The organism is Alcanivorax quisquiliarum (assembly GCF_023051175.1).
Taxonomy (GTDB): domain Bacteria; phylum Pseudomonadota; class Gammaproteobacteria; order Pseudomonadales; family Alcanivoracaceae; genus Isoalcanivorax; species Isoalcanivorax quisquiliarum.
Genome location: NZ_JALKII010000002.1, coordinates 464,356 through 482,023 on the forward strand (window position 1 = coordinate 464,356; position 17,668 = coordinate 482,023).

Genomic DNA, 17,668 nt, shown 5'->3' on the forward strand with positions numbered 1-17,668 from the left:
ACTCGTCCGCCGGGGCCCGGTTGCAATGACCAGCCCCGGCAACTGTTGTAGAATGCGAAGCATTGATGGCCGCCCCCGCAGGAACGCGCATGGGACACCGCACCCCGCTTTACGACCGCCACATCGATCAAAACGCCCGTATGGTCGATTTCGGCGGCTGGGATATGCCGGTACATTACGGCTCACTGCTGGATGAACACCATGCCGTCCGCCAGGACGCCGGCATGTTCGATGTTTCCCACATGACCGTGATTGATATCAGCGGCCCGGCAGCACGCAGCTGGCTGCGCCGGTTGCTGGCCAACGATGTTGCACGCATGACCGGCGAGCGTGCCCTCTATACCGCCATGCTGAACCCGGATGGCGGCATCATTGATGATCTGATCGTCTACCAGCTTGGCGATAGCTACCGCCTGGTGGTGAATTGCGGCACCCGTGAAAAAGACTTGAACTGGCTGACACTTCAGGCCGAAGGCGCGGACGTGCTGATCAACGAGCGCCCCGAACTGGCCATGCTCGCCATTCAGGGCCCCCGCGCACGGGAACGGCTTGCCGGCCTGCTCAATGGCCAGCGTGGCGAGCTGATCGCCAAGCTCAAGGTGTTCGGCTACGCCGAAGACGGCGAGTGGCTGATAGCGCGCACCGGCTACACCGGCGAAGACGGCGTGGAAATCATGCTGCCCGGCAATGATGCGGTGGTGCTCTGGGCGCAGCTGATCGAGGCTGGCATTCGCCCTTGCGGCCTGGGCGCCCGTGACACATTGCGGCTGGAGGCCGGCCTCAACCTTTACGGCAATGATATGGACGAAGCGATCTCGCCGCTGGAGGCCGGGCTGGCCTGGACTGTCAGCCTGGATGACGAGCGCGATTTCATTGGCCGCAAGGCATTGGTGGCCAAGCAGGCTGCCGGGCACCCGGTGCAGGTAGGGCTTATTCTGCGCGAAAAAGGCGTGCTGCGAGCACACCAGAAAGTGTTCACCAATGCTGGCGAAGGCGAGATCACCAGCGGGACGTTTTCGCCTACGCTCGGTATCGCCATTGCGCTGGCCCGCGTGCCCGCCGGCAGCGAGGGCGCGGTGGAGGTCGAGGTGCGCAACAAGCGGCTGGCAGCCGAGATCGTGCAGCCGCCCTTTGTGCGCCATGGCAAAGCCGTTTATTCACCACAGTAACTGCAACATTCACAGCAAACGAAACGCAAAGGGACAACACAGCGATGAGCGATATCCGCCCGGAGTTGCGCTATGCCGCAAGCCACGAATGGGTTCGTCTGGAAGATGACGGCACCGCCTATGTAGGCATCAGTGACCACGCCCAGGACGCCATGGGCGATCTGGTATTCGTGGAGCTGCCGGAAATCGGCCAGCAACTGGAAGCTGGCGACGATGCCGGTGTGGTCGAATCGGTGAAGGCCGCTTCGGATATCTATGCGCCGGTGGCGGGCGAGATCGTCGCCATCAACGAAGCGCTGGAAGACACGCCGGAGCTGGTCAATCAGGACCCTTACGGCGATGGCTGGCTGTTTCGCATTCGCGTCAGCGACAAGGCCGATCTGGATGAGCTGCTGAGCGCCGGCGAGTACCAGGAACAACTCGACAGCGAAGACTGAGCCCGGCCCGATAGCCCCGATTGCCACGGGCGCGCCCGCGCCCGTGGCCTCCTGTTCGCACTTACCCAGCGAAGACAGCGATATGCCCTATATTCCCCATACCGAAGACGACGTGCAGGCAATGCTGGCGGCCATCGGTGCCGACAGCATCGAAGACCTGTTCGATGAAATCCCCGCACACCTCAAGGCCGGCCAGCTCAAGGCGCTGCCCGAAGGGCTGTCGGAAATGGAAGCCACGGCGCTGATGGCGGCGCGGGCCCGGCAGGATGCCGGTGCGCTGTGCTTTATCGGCGCGGGTGCTTACGAGCACCATATTCCGGCGGCGGTATGGGAGATTGCCACCCGTGGCGAGTTTTACACCGCCTACACGCCGTATCAGGCGGAAGCGAGCCAGGGCACGCTGCAAACCATTTATGAGTACCAGACACTGATGGCGCGGCTGACCGGAATGGATGCCAGCAACGCATCGGTTTATGACGGCGCCTCCGGCCTGTCGGAAGCGGTGCTGATGGCCCTGCGGGCCAATCGCAAATCGAAATCCCGCCGCGTGCTGGTGCCGCGCAGCGTGAACCCCCGTTACCGACAGGCCACCGATGCGATCTGCTCGAATCAGGATGTGGAGCTGGTAGAGGTTGTCTTTGATGCCGCCTCCGGCCTGACCACGCCAGCGGCGCTGGCCGCCCATGCGGGTGACGATTTTGCCGCGCTGGTAATCCAGCAGCCGAATTTTTTTGGCGGCCTGGAAGACGTGCACGCACTCACCGATTGGGCACATGCCAACAACATGCTGGTGATAGCGGTGGTCAATCCCACCTCGCTGGCGCTGCTGACCCCGCCCGGCGAATGGGGCGAGCAGGGCGCCGATATCGTCGTCGGCGAAGGCCAGCCGCTGGGCGTGCCGCTGTCATCCGGCGGGCCTTATTTCGGTTTCATGTGTTGCAGGCAGCAATACATCCGGCAGATGCCGGGCCGCATCATCGGCCGCACCGTCGATCTGGAAGGCAAGCCCGGATTCACGCTGACACTGCAAGCCCGTGAGCAGCACATCCGCCGCTCCAAGGCCACCTCCAACATCTGCACCAACCAGGGCCTGGCGATGACCGCCGCGACGATCTACGCCTCGTTGCTCGGCCCGGACGGGCTGGAAGCCGTCGCCGCGCACTGCCATGCCAATACGCGCACGTTGGTGGCCAAGCTCACCGCCATCGACGGCGTTAGCGAAGTGTTCAGCGCGCCGGTATTTCACGAAGCCGTGTTGCGCCTGCCGCGCCCTGCGGCCGAAGTGCTCGCCGCATTGGCCGAAAAGAATATTCTCGGTGGCTATGATCTGGGCCGCGATTATCCCGAGCTGGCCGATTGCGTGCTGGTGTGCGCCACGGAAACGCGCGTGGAAAGTGATCTGCAAGCCTATGCGAAAGCGTTGCAGGAGGTATTGGCATGAGCGGCAAGTCTATCGATCAGCAATTGATTTTCGAGCTGTCGCGGCCGGGCCGCCGCGCCAGCGCTCAGGCACCGAAAGCGCTGCCGCAACAGGCGCTGGCAAATATTCCAGCGACACTGCGCCGCAAGCAGAAGCCAGGGCTGCCGGAAGTCTCCGAGCTGCAAGTGGTGCGCCATTACACCAACTTGTCGACACGCAACTTCGCCATCGACAAGCAGTTCTATCCGCTTGGCTCCTGCACCATGAAATACAACCCCCGTGGCGCCAATCGCGCGGCCATGCTGCCGGGTTTTCTGGGCCGCCACCCGCTGGCGCCGGAAAGCCACAGCCAGGGTTTTCTGGCCTGCATGTATGAACTCCAGGAATTCCTCAAGGATGTGACTGGTATGCAGGGTGTTTCGCTGACGCCCATGGCCGGTGCCCAGGGTGAGTTTGCCGGCGTGGCCATGATCCGTGCCTACCACGAAGCGCGGCAGGATGACGGCCGCACCGAAATCCTGATCCCCGAAGCCGCCCACGGCACCAATCCGGCCACCGCCGTCATGTGCGGCTACAAGGTGCGTGAAGTGCCGGTGAACCGCGACGGCGATGTGGATCTGGAAGCATTGAAAGCCGCCTGCGGGCCACAGACCGCCGGCCTGATGATGACCAACCCGTCTACTTGTGGCGTGTTCGAGCGGCAGATCGACGCCATCGCAAAAACCGTGCATGGCGCTGGTGGGCTGCTGTACTACGACGGCGCCAACCTCAATGCCATTCTTGGCAAGGTGCGCCCCGGAGACATGGGTTTTGATGTGATCCACATGAACCTGCACAAGACCTTCGCCACTCCGCACGGTGGCGGTGGGCCAGGTTCCGGCCCTGTGGGCGTGAGTGAGCGGCTGAAGCCGTTTTTGCCCACGCCGATCGTCGGCAAGGACGGCGAGCAGTATCGCTGGCTCGATACTGACGATCTTCCGCAAAGCATCGGGCATCTGTCTGCCTTCATGGGCAATGCCGGCGTGCTGTTGCGTGCTTATTTCTACGCCCGCGTGCTGGGCCGCGAAGGCATGATCCGCGTGGGTGAATATTCGACGCTGGCGGCCAACTATCTGCTCAAGCGCCTGCAAGCCATCGGCTGCACCGCCGCTTACCCGGAGCGCCGCGCCAGCCACGAATTCCTGCTGACCTTTGCCAGCGAAGCCAGGGAGCTGGGTGTGACCGCGATGGATATCGCCAAACGCCTGCTGGATTACAACCAGCACGCGCCGACCACCTACTTCCCGCTGCTGGTGCCGGAGTGCTTCCTGATCGAGCCGACCGAAACCGAGACAAAGGAAACACTGGACGAATTTATCGACGCCATGGAAAAGATTCTGGCCGAAGCGCGAGAAAATCCCGAGATGTTGAAAGGCGCGCCCTATACGCAACCTGTGCGCCGGCTGGATGATGTGAAGGCGGCGCGGGAGCTTGATCTGGTGTGGAAAGCGCCGCGCTGACCAAGGAAAAAACCGGCTCGCTCGGGGTGACGCCATCTGGCGCTGCGCTATGAGCCGGCAAACTCTCTCGGCTCGCTCTTTCTCTCTCGGCTTGCGGGGCTGCGCTTGTGCAGCGCGCCTCACGCGCCACTGTGCGATTGAGCCTGTCGCTGTGATGGGCGTCAGCCGCGCTCAAGCAACAGCGTCATCAAGGGGCGGTTGATATAAAAACAGCCTTAACCTATGTGCGGCCGAGATTATATGTATGGAAAAAGCAGATTTTTATGCTCTTTGAGACGCATATGTCGAAAAACGAGCAGAACATCGACATAAATTGCAGCTAGGTTGATGGCATCGACATAGTTTGGCTTGCTCCTCGCCGGGGGTTGCCGGCCGGGATGCCTGTCCGGGGGCGGCCCGCCTGGTACGACCTTGCCAAGTACGACCTGTCGGGGAAAGGCGGCCGGTGCCTGTGATAGCCCCCGCATCGTTCCCGCAAGCCTCCGAACCACTGTCTCTACCGCACCCTGCCTTGCCGCCACAGTCCGCTAACAAGCCTTGTCACAATACAAATCTGGAGCGCCCGCCCCCGATTATTCATTCATACGGTTGCAATTCGTTGCTGTCGTTGGTCATCAGGTGCAGCAGGCGCGGATTGAGAAAGAGCTTTTCGTTGCCGGCGGTTTTTTCCTGCAAGACACCGATCTCAACCAGTTGTTTCAGATAGCTTGAAGCTGTCTGGCGTCTGGCGATGTTTTTTTCTACCAGATTATTGATGCGGCAGTAGGGCTGTTCAAAGATAGTCTGAACCAGCTCGTAGCTATATATCTTGGGCAGCTGGTGTCTGACATATTCTTCTGTTTGCGTTATCAATTTCCGCATTGCAGTAATTTTTCCACATGTCCATAAGGACACCTGCTCTACGCCTTTGAGCATGAAGATGATCCACTCCTGCCAATCGCCAGTACGAGTGACTTGGGTCAGTAATCTGTAGTAATCATTTTTATACTGAACAATGTAACGGCTCAAATACAGGATGGGCAGAGTCAGCAGTTGTTGCTCGATCAGATAGAGTACATTGATGATGCGGCCTGTCCGGCCATTGCCATCATGGAAGGGGTGAATCGCCTCAAACTGATAGTGACTGATAGCCATTTTGATCAATGGGTCGGTGTCATCCTCTGGAGCCAGAGTATTGTGCAGATAATTCTCCCAGTTGGTGAGCAGGTTGCGCAGGGTGTCCTCGCCAATTGGTGGGGTATAGATAATCTCACCGGTATCCTGATTGCCGATGACGGTGCCAGGTACTTTGCGGATATCCATGCCCACGTTTTTAAGCGTGCTACAGATATCTACGGCCGTGTTGGTGCATAGTGGCCGTTGCTGGAGCTTTCGGAAGCCGTTATATAGCGCAGTGCGGTATCTGAGCGCCTCCTTGGTGGCGGGGTCAGCGCCTTGGTCTTCCTGTGAATACCGGAACAGCTTATCGGTGGTGGTGACTATGTTCTCTATTTCAGAGCTGTCCTTGGCTTCCAGAAGTGGTAGCAAGTTGATGAGCACCGACTGATTAGGGAGCAGTTCACCCGCCTGCTTCAGCTCGGCCAAGGCAGCGCGAGCGGGGATACAGGCTTTGAGGATATCCAGTGTTTCCGTGACTTCCCTGGCTGGCGGAAGTGGGGGGAGTTGATTGTAAGGTTGGTCTGCGCGCCAGGGCATGTACGAATTCCTTGGTATTTTCGACATAGATGCCAATAAAGGGGAGTCTATGTCGACGCGATAAACATAGCAATGCAGGCGTGTCGAAAAAGATGGCAAAAATCGACATGGGTTTTGACTATGTTGATGGCATCGACATAGTTTGGCTTGCTCCTCGCCGGGGGTTGCCGGCCGGGAATGCCTGTCCGGGGGCGACCCGTCTGGCACGACCTTGCCAAGGACGACCTGTCGGGGAAAGGCGGCCGGTGCCTGTGATGGCCCCCGCATTGCTCCCGCGAGCCTCCGAGCCGCCGTCTTTCCCGCACGCTCCCTGCCGCCACAAACCGCCAAGGCTCCACGCCCCTTCCTGCCGCCACAATCCGCCATGGTTCCATGCCGCGTCCGCTTGCCAGGTGCGGGCTGTCGGCGCGGTAGCGGCGCCGTTTGCACTCCGCTGCCTGCTTCTTTGCATGGTCGAGGGAGTAGCAAGTGAACCCGGCCGCAGCGCCTGCTGCGGCCGTCGGGATAGCCGGTGGGCAAGCCGGTCGTGGCGGCCGCGTTGGTGGTGATTTGGCGCATCCCGCCAGAGCAGGGCCAGCAGCGACGGCGGTGAGCTTTCCCGCTACAATAGCCGGCTGGCCATTGGCCTTTTTCCCTTCTCCGCCCGACGCCGTGAGTACCCGCCATGAATGAGCAACAGCCCCCACGCCTGCGCCTGAAACGCGGTGAAGAACGCCGCTTGCGTTCCGGCCATCTGTGGATTTATTCCAACGAAGTGGATACCGACAAGACGCCTTTGAAAGAGCTGGTGCCCGGGGCCGAGGTGGTGGTGGAAGATCACCGTGGCAAGCCGCTGGGGCGTGCTTATGCGAACCCGCGCTCGTTGATCTGTGCGCGGCTGTTCAGCCGCAATGCAGAGCAGGGGCTGTCGTCCTCGTTGTTGAAAAAACGTCTGGAACAGGCGATCAGTTTTCGCGAGCAGTTGTTTCCGGGGCAGTGCTACCGGGCGGTGTTTGGCGAGGCGGATGGCCTGCCGGGGCTGGTGGTGGATCGCTATCGCGACATCTTTTTGGTGCAGGCCGGCACGGCGGGCATCGAGCAGGTGCAGGAGCAGGTGGCGCATATTCTGCACACGCAATATGACGCGCGTGCCGTGATAGCGCGCAATGAAAGCAGCGTGCGCGAGCTGGAAGGGCTGCCGCATTATACCCGCGCTCTGGTGGGCGACATGCCGGCGGAATTATCGTTGGTCGAAAATGGCGTCGAATATCTTGCGCCGCTCTCGACGGGGCAGAAAACGGACTGGTTTTATGATCACCGCGCTGCACGCCGCCGTCTCGGGCCGCTGGTAAACGAGAAACGGGTGCTGGATGTATTTGCCTATTGTGGCGCCTGGGGTGTGCTGGCGGCGACACAGGGCGCCAGCGAAGTGGTGTGCCTGGATTCCTCTGAAATGGCGCTGGAATATGTGCACCGTAATGCGCAAGCCAATGGCGTGGGCGAAAAAGTGCAGACCCTGCACGCAGATGCTTTTGCGGGAATGAAAGAGCTGATCGGTGCGGGTGAGCGTTTCGATGTGGTGATTGTTGATCCGCCGGCATTTATCAAGCGCAAGAAAGATATCAAGAATGGTATTGCCGGTTATCACGCCATCAACGAGCTGGCGTTGCGTCTGGTGGCGCCTGGCGGAGTGCTGATTTCGGCCTCTTGCTCGATGCATTTGTCCTCGGAGCAGCTGCTCGATGTGGTGCGCTCCAGCGCCCGGCATGTAGATCGTTTTGTGCAGGCGTTTGCCAGCGAAGGGCAGGCGGAAGATCATCCGCTGCACCCTGCGATTGCGGAAACAGGCTATCTCAAAAGCTGGTTTGTGCGGGTGCTGATGAATTATTAAGCCGGGCTATTCGTCGCTTCGTCGCTGTTCATATCGTCGTTGCTGTGCATATCGCCGGGCTGCGATTCGCCCGGCTTGTAACCGCACTCCTGTTTGTCGTTTGCCGACCGGTGTTTCGACGGTTGACACTCTCGCTGATCTCATTTTTTTATTGGCATTGAAAGCCGGCGGCTGCGTTGTCTTTCGTGCCGCTTTGCTTCAGTTCGCGTTACAACTCGTTCAGCTGCCGTTCAGTCCCCATCCAGTTGCAGCTCTCTCGATTCTCTCCCGATTCGTTCCCGGTTCATTCTTGACTCATTCGCGATTCGCTCTCGGCTCATTCTTTGTTCACTCCGGGTTCAGATAGCGTCTCAACTTTCCTGTCTTTTCCGCTCCTTCGGGTTTCGTACTCCAGCGCTCACACTTTAACTACAGTTTACAAGGGCCAGCCGGAACACTGCGTTACTGTGACGGGTCTGTATCAGTGTGTGCGAGCAGCGCGCCGTAGCCATTGGCGATGGCCTGTGCGCACGAATCTGCGACGACACGAGGGACGTAACATGAATGCATTCAAGATTGGCACGGCAGCATTGTTCTCCGCTGCGCTGGGCGGCCTGCTGGCGGCGCCGGCGCTGGCGCAGCAACAGACGACAACCGGCCGCACCAATGATTTTTCCTATACCTGGCTGCAAGGCGGCTTTCAGACGGGCGACGTGGCGAACCCGGACGCAGATGTTGATGCCCTGTTCTTTGAAGGGAGCTACGCGTTTGATCCGAACCTGTTCTTGCGCGGCGGCGTCAGTTTTTATGATGGTGATCTGAACGGCGGTTCGCGAGCAGATGTGGATGGCGAGCGCCTGCACCTTGGCCTGGGTTTCAATACGTTGTTGCAAGATCGCCTGGATCTGGTGGTCAGCGGTGACATTGTGCGTGTGCGTGCGGATGTCGAAGGCGGCGGCACGGATCGCGATACCGGCTATGATCTGCGCGCCGGTGTGCGCCACCATACGGCGCAACAGGTCGAGCTTTCTGGTGGCGTATTCCATGAAAATGTCGATGAGCGGGATACGGGCGTGTACGGCGAGGCGCTATACAAATTGCGGCCACAAGTTGATCTCGGCGCGCGCATTGCGCTGGGCGGTGATGCCAGCAATTTCGGCCTGTTCGGCCGATACAATTTCTGACCGCTACACTCTTCGCTATACTCTCCCGGCGAGAGCGAGGCGGTGCCTGACACTGCCCGCATACCAGCGCACCCGGTATGGCCCGCAAGGCTCTGCCGGGTGTCTTGTTTTCAGTGTTCGGGTGATCGGGAGAAATACAGCATGGCCGAGCCAGCTGCTTGTGCAGAAATCGTTGTTCGCCGCGAAAGCGGCATCATGGAAATCAGTATCCGCCGCCCGGAGCGGCGCAATGCGCTGACCCATCCAATGTACGCCGCCATGACCGAGGCGCTGGCAGCGGCAGATGCCGAGCCGGCAGTGCGAGTGGTGTTGCTGACCGGGGTGGATGATTGCTTCACTGCGGGTAACGACATGCTGGAGTTTCTGCAAAACCCGCCGTCCGGCAATGACTCGCCGGTGATGCGCTTTCTCGACCAGATTCTGAACCAGAAGAAGCCCATTGTGGCTGCCGTCAACGGCCCGGCAGTGGGCATCGGCACCACCATGCTGCTGCATTGCGATCTGGTCTATTGCGGCCGCAGCGCACGCTTGCAAATGCCGTTTGTGAGCCTGGGCCTGTGCCCGGAGGCCGGCGCCAGCTACCTGCTGCCGCAGATCATGGGCCACCCGCGCGCGGCGCAACTGTTGCTGCTGGCAGAAACTTTCACCGGCGAGCAGGCGGTGGAATATGGGCTGGCCAATGGCGTCTTCGACGATGGCGAATATCTGCAACACGCCCGCGAAGCTGCTGCCCGGCTGGCGGCCATGCCACCGGCATCGGTGCGCATGACCAAGGCGTTCCTGCGTGAGGCCCAGCGCGAGACGGTAGCGAAGCAGATGCGTGCCGAGGGCGATGCGTTTCTGGCGCGGCTGGGCGCGCCGGAAGCCCGCGAAGCAATGATGGCGTTCATGGAAAAGCGCAAGCCGGATTTCAGCCGCTTCGAGTGAATGATCAGCCGTGGCAGGCTGAAGTGTGATGCGCATCACGCCATGCGGGGTGAAAGCCCCGCAGGAAGCCAGCAGAAAGCTCCGCAGAAAGCCCGCGTGACCGCAGAAATCCAGCCTGCCGCCCTGAAAAATACCCATTTTCCGCAATATCGCTGCCCCCCGTGCCCCTGTTAAATGGCGTCAGGGATGGGGCCGCTACAGAACGGGCTTGCGCAGTGCCGTATTGCGGGCTGCGCGGCCGGGCAAAATAACAGACAAACCAGCGCGCAAGATGCCGGCCATCGGAGCCGGCCTTCCCCTGTCCACGGCCATCATTGGGGGAAGAAACCATGCCACGCATCCACATACCTGTTCTCGATCACTGCTGGCGCGCCTGGCGTCATCTGGCAGTGGCGCATCTTGCCGCTCGACGGCTGCGGTGCAGCCGCCGCCAGTGGGCGATGCTGTTGTTCACTTCTCTGGGCGCTTCCTCCGCAGCCGCCGATTGCGCGACCAGTGGGCCGAACCTTGTTTGCCAGGGGTTGCCGGAAGCCGGTATCGAGCGCGCCAACACGGCAATCAAATCGGTCACTGTGAACGCGGGAGCGGGCGCCACAGCTGTGTTGCCAGGCGTGGCAGGCATCGTCTTGCGCGAATCCGGCGGCCAGGGCACCAATGAAATCGAGGTGATCGACTACGGCGACCAGACAGTGATGTTCGATCACGATGGCGATGCCGGCGAACCCGATGGCACTGATGACTGGGAAGTGCTGGCGGACGAGCATGGCAACCCGGTGGTGATCGACGGTTATTACTTGCGAGTGCTGCCCGATGAGCGATTCGAGCTGGCCAACGCCAGCGAAACGCTGCGCAGTTTCGGCGATGGTGAGGCGCTGGCGGCTTATCTGCTGGAGGAAAACATCCCGGTGGGTAGCGATGGCGGCGCTGTCAGCGGCAGCCTGACCATCAACCATCATGCCGCCTTTGAAACCGATGGCAACCACGGCATCACCATCAGCTCGGCGGGTGGGCGAGGGGGCAATGGTGGCTGCACCAACTACCTCTTCTACACCTCTTGCCGGGGTGGGCGCGGCGGCAGCAATGCAGGCTCGGTAGCGGTGAATCATAGCGGCGAAATTATCGTGCGCGGCGATGATGCCTACGGCATCCGGGCGTCCAGTGTCGGCGGCGCAGGTGGCAACGGCGGCGGTTCTTTCGGGCTGTTTGCGTCCAGCGCTGGCTCGGGCGGGCACGGTGGCAAAGGCGGCGACGTCGCCGTACTGCTCAATACCGGCGCGGTGTTGCAGACCTACGGCAAGGGCGGGCACGGGGTATTTGCTTACAGCACCGGCGGCGATGGCGGTAACGGCGGGCGCCCGTCGGGCGCCGTGGCGTTGGGCGAAAAGGGCGGCAACGGCGGTGATGCTGGTGACGTCAGCGTCAGTAATTACGGCGAAATCACGACACACGGCGAGGCGGCGCACGGCATTTTTGCACAAAGTGTCGGCGCAGGCGCTGGTTCTGGCAGTAGCTCCGGCGGGCTGGTGGCGCTGGGCGGCAATGGTGGCGGGGAATCCAGCGGTGGCGCGATTACCGTCGCCAACGTGGGCACGGTGGTGACGCACGGGCTGGATGCCTACGGCATTCTGGCGCAATCCATCGGCGGTGGGGGTGGCAACGGCGGTAGCGCGGGCGGCTTGTTCTCCGTCGGCGGCCGGGGCGGCTCCGGTGGCGGTGCGAGCCTCGTTGCGCTGAGCAACACCGGCACGGTGCAGACCGGCGCAGACGGCGCGGTCGCCATTCTGGCGCAATCCATTGGCGGCGGTGGCGGTAACGGCGGCAACGCGGTGTCCGGTGGCAGCTCTGCCTCGGTGGCGCTGGGCGGGGCCGGTGGGCTGGGCGGTAATGGCGGCGGTGTCGTGATCAATCGGCTTGCTGCGCAGCAGACGCTGGCTGATCTGGGCAGCAGCCTCATAGAAACGCGCGGGCATCAGGCGCATGGCATTCAGGCGCAGTCCATCGGTGGCGGGGGCGGCAATGGCGGCATGGCGGTGGCGGGCAGTGTCGATCCCCTTTTCAGCGCCAGCGTGGCCATGGGCGGCAGCGGTGGGCGTGGCGGCAGCGCCAACGGAGTAACCGTCAACCAGCATGGCGTGGTCAGCACGACTGGCGATCATGCCTACGGTATTTTCGCGCAATCTGTTGGCGGCGGTGGGGGTAGCGGCGGCGGCGCCATTGCCGGGGCGGTCTCCGGCGGCACATCGATCGCGGTGGCGCTCGGTGGCTCGGGTGGCGAGGGCGGCCACGCCGGCGCGGTCAATGTAAATCTGCTGGGCGATATCGTGACGCAGGGCGTGATGTCGTTCGGCATGTTGGCGCAGTCCATTGGTGGTGGGGGCGGCAACGGCGGTTTCTCGGCGGCGGTCAGCGGCGGTTCGCTTACAGGTAGCGTCAGCCTGGGGGGCGGCGGTGCGTACGCCGGACATGGCCGTGATGTCAGCGTGGTGCTGGGTGAGGACGATGACGCTTACCGGGTCCATACCTCGGGCGAAGGCGCCCACGGCGTGCTGGCGCAATCGGTGGGTGGTGGCGGCGGCAACGGCGGCATGGCGCTCGCCGGCAGCGTCGGCGGTGGTTCGGCTTCTGTGGCGCTGGGCGGATCTGGTGCAGGCGGCGGCAGGGGTGGCGAGGTGTTGCTCACCAACCACAATCAGGTGCTGACGGGCGGCGATAATGCATTCGGCCTGATCGCACAGTCCATTGGCGGCGGTGGCGGCAATGGCGGCTTTGCACTCGGGGCGGCGGTCGGTGTGATGTCGGCCGCCGCAGCGGTGGGCGGCTCTGGTGGCGGCGGCGGTGATGCGGGTGATGTGTCACTGACCAATCACGGCACGGTGATGACCACCGGTAATCTGAGTTATGGCGTGCTGGCACAGTCGGTGGGTGGCGGCGGTGGCAACGGCGGTTCTGCCATCGCCGCGACGGTCGCGATATCCATTGAAAGCATCCCGGCGGTGGGGGCTTCCGTGGCCATCGGCGGTGCCGGTGGCACGGCCAGCCGGGGCGGCGATGTGGTGCTGGATAACACCGGCTCGGTGCAAACCGGCAGCCGCAGCGAGCAGGATGGCGAGATCAGCCGCACCGGGCACAGCGCGCACGCGCTGTTTGCGCAATCGGTGGGCGGCGGGGGTGGCACCGGTGGTTTTGCCGGGGCCGGTGCACTGGCGCTCGGGCAGGGCATGAGCTTCGCCATGGCGCTCGGCGGCAGTGGTGGCGCTGGCGGTGATGCCGGCGCGGTATCGCTGACCAGCAGCGGCGAGGCGCTACATACATTCGGTGACGGCGCCGACGGCATCCATGCGCAGTCCATCGGTGGCGGCGGTGGCGATGCCGGCTTCGGCCTGGCGCTGGCCGCCGGGCTGGGCGGCAACACCAGCACCAACGTCAGTGCCTCGCTCGCCATCGGCGGCAGTGGTGGTGACGGCGGCACCGGCAATACGGTCAGCGTGGACAGCAGCTCCCGGATCATGACCGACGGTGACCAGGCCAACGGCATTCTGGCGCAATCCATTGGTGGTGGCGGCGGCAGTGGCGGGTTTGCGGTCAGTGGCACGGTGACGATATCCGGCAACGCCGGGCAGGTAGGCGTTGCCATCGGTGGCAAAGGTGGCACGGGCAGCGTGGGTGACACGGTGCAGGTGAGCAATGCGGGCGAGGTAATCACCCGAGGTGAAGGTTCACTGGGCATTCTGGCGCAGTCGATTGGCGGCGGTGGCGGCAATGGTGGCCTGGCGGTCACCGGGCAGATCGGCAAAAGCCAGGACAGCTCGGCCGAGATCGGGTTGGCGATCGGTGGCGACGGGGGGACTGGGAATGCGGGCGGGCGTGTCGAGGTGCTGAATCTGGCCGGGGCCAGCATCACCACCTTCGGCCTGGGCGCGCACGGTATCGAGGCGCAGTCGGTGGGCGGTGGCGGTGGCCGGGGCGGCCTGGCGATCTATGGTGGTGTGAATGTTGCCGGCAGCGGCCGGTCGCTGAATGTGGGCGCCAGTGTGGGTGGCTGGGGCGGCGATGGTGGCCTGGGCGGCCTGGTGGGAATCACCAACGCTGGCAACATTCGTGTACACGATGACAGCGCGATGGGCATTGTCGCGCAGTCGGTGGGCGGCGGTGGCGGCGACGGCGGCGATGCCTATACCGGGTTGTTGGGCATTGCCGATACGTCGGGGCCCAAGGCCGCCACTTACAACATCGCCGCCTCGGTAGGCGGCGAAGGTGGCAGCGGCAACCATGGCGGCGCGGTACAGGTGGAGAACAGCGGCAGCATCATCACGGGTAGCGAAGTGGAGGTGGAGGGCGTCACCTATATCACGGGGATCGGCGGCTACGGCATTTTTGCGCAGTCGGTAGGCGGTGGCGGCGGCATCGGCGGCCGCGCCAACAGCATGAATGTGGTGTACGGCGGCAAATGCACCGTGCCGGGTTTGTGCGAGATCAACAACTCCGGCAACAACATGGCGTTGACGGCCAATGTGGGCGGGTTTGGCGGTGCGGGTGGCGATGGTGACCGGGTTGATGTCATCAATACCGGCAGCATCGTGACGCTGGGCGACACCGCAGACGGCATTTTTGCGCAATCCATCGGCGGCGGTGGCGGCATCGGTGGCAACGGTGTCAACGGCATTGCCGGTGGCCCGCCGTTGAAAAGCCACACGGCGTTCTACAAGGACATCAGCGTGACGGTGGGCGGCAACGGTGGCGCCAGCGGTGATGGCGGCGAGGTGCAGGTGCACAACAGCAGCAGCATCCTGACGCGCGGCGCCAACAGTAACGGCATCTTTGCGCAGTCCGTTGGCGGTGGTGGTGGCACGGGTGGCCTGTCGGTGATCGGCCTGATGGGCAAGGTCGGCCTTGGCGGCGAAGGGGGCGCGGGCGGCGATGGCGAGCGCGTACAAGTGTGGCAGGACGGCGGCGCCACCATCGAAACACAGAGCACGGCATCACACGGCATCTTTGCCCAGTCCATCGGCGGCGGTGGTGGCATTGCCGGGAATGTGGATCGCATGTTCGGTGCCGGCCTGAGCAAGCCGCTGGGGCTGATCGGCTACGATCCGGGTGTGAATACGGATTTCGAGTTCGGTTTCGGTATCGGTGTGGGGCTGGCGCTGGGGCGTGCTGCGGGCGACGGCGGCGATGGCGGCGCAGTCGATGTGAGTGTGGCCGGCAATATCGTCACGCGGGGCGACAGCAGTGCAGGGGTTTTTGCGCAGTCTGTCGGCGGCGGCGGTGGTGTGCGCGGCGAGCTGGGCAACGAGCAGCCAGTGCTGAACGGGTTGTCCTGGCATATCGGCTCCAATGGCGATGCCGGCGACGGCGGTGCGGTGGATGTGTCGGTCGATGGCAATATCGTCGCCAGCGGCAATTCGGCGCAGGGCGTGTTTGCGCAAAGCAGCGGTGGCCAAGGTGTTGGTGGCGACGTTACCGTCGAGCTGGCCGGCGCGGTGGTGATGGCGGCGTTGCTGGAGGATGCGGATGGCACCGATGACGAACCGCTGCGCGGGCTGGGCGCGACCGGGGTGCTGGCCCACAGTGCGGGCCAGGATGGCAACGGCAATATCCACATCCATATCGCCGGCGCCGATAGCCTGGTGCGTGGTGGCCGCAGCGCAGTGGTCAACGATGATCCGGACGAATACGCGGAATACGTTGGCATCGGGCTCTGGCTGCTCGACGGGCAGGATAACGTGGTCAGCAACCACGGCACCATCATGACCGCCAACGGTGTACATGGCGGCCGGGCGATTTACGCCAGTGGCAGCGATCCGGCCAACGATTTTCACGGTGGCAACGAAACCATCGACAACTACGGCCATATCATCGGCTCCGTCGATCTGGGCGCCGGGCACAATGCCTTCAATAATTTTGCCGGCGCGCAGTTTGATGCCGGAAAAATTGTCCGGCTGGGGAGCGGCAACACACTCCGCAATGAAGGCCGCTTCGAGCCGGGCGGTGCCGGCGTGGTGATGACCAGTGAGCTGGCGGGCGGTTTTCAGCAAGGCAGCAGCGGTTATTTCGGGCTTGATCTGGATCTGGCGCGCACAGGCGAGCTGGATGAAGCCGACCGGCTCAATGCCACAGGCGACATTACTCTTGCGGGCGAGCTGGATGTGCGCGTGCACAACATCACGCAACTGACACCCGGTGCCCATTCGGTGGTGATCGCGGCCTCCGATACCGGTTTGTATGACGCCGGGCTGGCCTTCCTGCACCCGATCTCGGCGGTGGCAAAGTTCGATTATTCCATCGTCGATGGGCTGACATTGCAGCTGGATTACGGCATTGATTTTCAGGTTGATGGCCTGAACGGCAACCAGAGCGCAATGGGCGCGCATTTCAACAATATCCAGCTGGCCGGCGGCTCGCCGGAGCTGGATGCCGTGGTCAATGCGCTGTTTCATATTCCCGATGAGGAAACCTATGCACAGGTTGCGGGGCAGATGTTGCCTTCAGCCTATCTGGCCAACGAGGTGACCACACTGTATGCCAGCCAGGGCTTTGCCAATCGTATGCTCAGTTGCCGCAGCAGTGATGGCGACAACCGTTTTGTGGCCGAGCAGGAGTGCGCCTGGCTGAGTGTGCAGCGTGAGCATACGCGCCGTGATGCGACCCGCGAACTGCCCGCCTGGCAACAGGATGTGACCTCTTTCGGCTATGGCGTGCAGGCCGAGCTGGATAATCATCGGTTTGCCGGCTTTGCGGTGGGCTATGACAAGCTGCGTGGCGATGCCAACCGCAGCATGAAAACCGACGGCACGCGCTTTCATCTGGGCGCCGTGTTCAAGGTACAGCGCGGCAACTCGGTTTTTGCCGGCTCGTTGTCGGGCGGCCTCACCCGCATGGATGTGATGCGCAGCGTAGCGGTACCGGGCCTGCCGAACGAGCAATTGGAGGGCACGCAGAAACTGCGCTACCTGGCCGCTAATGCCGTTGCCAGCCGCGCCTTCCAGCGCGGTGATCTGTACCTCAAGCCGATGCTCGGCATCGCCGCTACCCATGTCGGCCACTCCGGCTACACCGAGCGGGGCGGCAGCATGGCGCTGCGCGTGCAAGGCGATACGCACACCTATTTCTCGGCCTCGCCAGTGGTGGAATTGGGTGGTGAGCTGGCGCTGGGCGAGAGCCTGCTGCTGCGCCCTTACCTGCGTGCCGGCGTGACGGCGATGCTCTCCGGCGACAAGCCGCGCATGACAGCGGCGCTCGCGGCAGCACCAGGCGGCGCCGGCACTTTTACGGTGACGGAACAGGTGGATGATCTGGCCTACGATGTGGCGGCGGGTGTCGATCTGCTCAACCACAACGGCTTTGCCCTGCGCATGGCGGGCACCGCACGCACCAGCGAGCACACGCGCGATTACGGCGGGCAGGTGAAGATCAGCCTGGCGTTTTGAACGATACACCGGGCGCGCCAGAGCCCGGCGCTCCGCGCCCCGATCCATCGCCCCGGCCCTG

The 17,668-nt window shown here is 62.7% G+C and carries 9 protein-coding genes; 8 read left to right on the forward strand and 1 reads right to left on the reverse strand.

Annotated features, from left to right (window positions below; genetic code table 11):
• Positions 1-89: 89 nt before the first annotated feature.
• The 4 genes from gcvT (at position 90) to gcvPB (ending at position 4,525) form a co-directional block, all read left to right on the forward strand.
• Positions 90-1,169, forward strand: a complete 1,080-nt coding sequence (gcvT, locus tag MU846_RS05085; RefSeq protein WP_246949447.1) for a glycine cleavage system aminomethyltransferase GcvT — start codon at positions 90-92, stop codon at positions 1,167-1,169.
• A gap of 44 nt (positions 1,170-1,213) precedes the next feature.
• Positions 1,214-1,606: a glycine cleavage system protein GcvH gene (gcvH, locus tag MU846_RS05090; RefSeq protein WP_246949449.1), complete on the forward strand. Its 393-nt coding sequence runs from the start codon at positions 1,214-1,216 to the stop codon at positions 1,604-1,606.
• Between the two features lie 82 nt (positions 1,607-1,688).
• Positions 1,689-3,047: an aminomethyl-transferring glycine dehydrogenase subunit GcvPA gene (gcvPA, locus tag MU846_RS05095; protein WP_246949452.1), complete on the forward strand. Its 1,359-nt coding sequence runs from the start codon at positions 1,689-1,691 to the stop codon at positions 3,045-3,047.
• The gene (gene gcvPB, locus MU846_RS05100) at positions 3,044-4,525 is read left to right on the forward strand and encodes an aminomethyl-transferring glycine dehydrogenase subunit GcvPB (protein ID WP_246949469.1); all 1,482 of its coding nucleotides are present in this window, start codon (positions 3,044-3,046) and stop codon (positions 4,523-4,525) included. Before gcvPA ends, gcvPB begins: the two co-directional genes overlap by 4 nt.
• Before the next feature lie 576 nt (positions 4,526-5,101).
• Here gcvPB and fic read toward each other — a convergent pair.
• The gene (fic, locus tag MU846_RS05105) at positions 5,102-6,220 is read right to left on the reverse strand and encodes a protein adenylyltransferase Fic (protein WP_246949472.1); all 1,119 of its coding nucleotides are present in this window, start codon (positions 6,218-6,220) and stop codon (positions 5,102-5,104) included.
• A gap of 664 nt (positions 6,221-6,884) precedes the next feature.
• Here fic and MU846_RS05110 point away from each other — a divergent pair.
• From MU846_RS05110 to MU846_RS05125, 4 genes are all read left to right on the forward strand, one after another.
• Positions 6,885-8,090: a class I SAM-dependent rRNA methyltransferase gene (locus tag MU846_RS05110; protein WP_246949475.1), complete on the forward strand. Its 1,206-nt coding sequence runs from the start codon at positions 6,885-6,887 to the stop codon at positions 8,088-8,090.
• Between the two features lie 539 nt (positions 8,091-8,629).
• Entirely contained in the window at positions 8,630-9,253 is a 624-nt protein-coding gene (locus tag MU846_RS05115) for an outer membrane beta-barrel protein (protein ID WP_246949478.1), read from the forward strand.
• Positions 9,254-9,394: 141 nt separating this feature from the next.
• The gene (locus tag MU846_RS05120) at positions 9,395-10,180 is read left to right on the forward strand and encodes an enoyl-CoA hydratase (protein WP_246949481.1); all 786 of its coding nucleotides are present in this window, start codon (positions 9,395-9,397) and stop codon (positions 10,178-10,180) included.
• Between the two features lie 329 nt (positions 10,181-10,509).
• Positions 10,510-17,607 (forward strand): autotransporter outer membrane beta-barrel domain-containing protein, encoded by a 7,098-nt coding sequence (locus tag MU846_RS05125; RefSeq protein ID WP_246950207.1) that lies wholly within the window; start codon positions 10,510-10,512, stop codon positions 17,605-17,607.
• Positions 17,608-17,668: the final 61 nt, after the last annotated feature.

What these genes read in the sequence shown, in the direction of transcription:
- gcvPA (WP_246949452.1), top strand. Translation starts at nt 1,689, where the DNA reads ATGCCCTATATTCCCCATACCGAAGACGACGTGCAGGCAATGCTGGCG.
- MU846_RS05120 (WP_246949481.1), top strand. Translation starts at nt 9,395, where the DNA reads ATGGCCGAGCCAGCTGCTTGTGCAGAAATCGTTGTTCGCCGCGAAAGC.
- MU846_RS05115 (WP_246949478.1), top strand. Translation starts at nt 8,630, where the DNA reads ATGAATGCATTCAAGATTGGCACGGCAGCATTGTTCTCCGCTGCGCTG.
- gcvH (WP_246949449.1), top strand. Translation starts at nt 1,214, where the DNA reads ATGAGCGATATCCGCCCGGAGTTGCGCTATGCCGCAAGCCACGAATGG.
- fic (WP_246949472.1), bottom strand. Translation starts at nt 6,220, where the DNA reads ATGCCCTGGCGCGCAGACCAACCTTACAATCAACTCCCCCCACTTCCG.
- gcvPB (WP_246949469.1), top strand. Translation starts at nt 3,044, where the DNA reads ATGAGCGGCAAGTCTATCGATCAGCAATTGATTTTCGAGCTGTCGCGG.
- MU846_RS05110 (WP_246949475.1), top strand. Translation starts at nt 6,885, where the DNA reads ATGAATGAGCAACAGCCCCCACGCCTGCGCCTGAAACGCGGTGAAGAA.
- MU846_RS05125 (WP_246950207.1), top strand. Translation starts at nt 10,510, where the DNA reads ATGCCACGCATCCACATACCTGTTCTCGATCACTGCTGGCGCGCCTGG.
- gcvT (WP_246949447.1), top strand. Translation starts at nt 90, where the DNA reads ATGGGACACCGCACCCCGCTTTACGACCGCCACATCGATCAAAACGCC.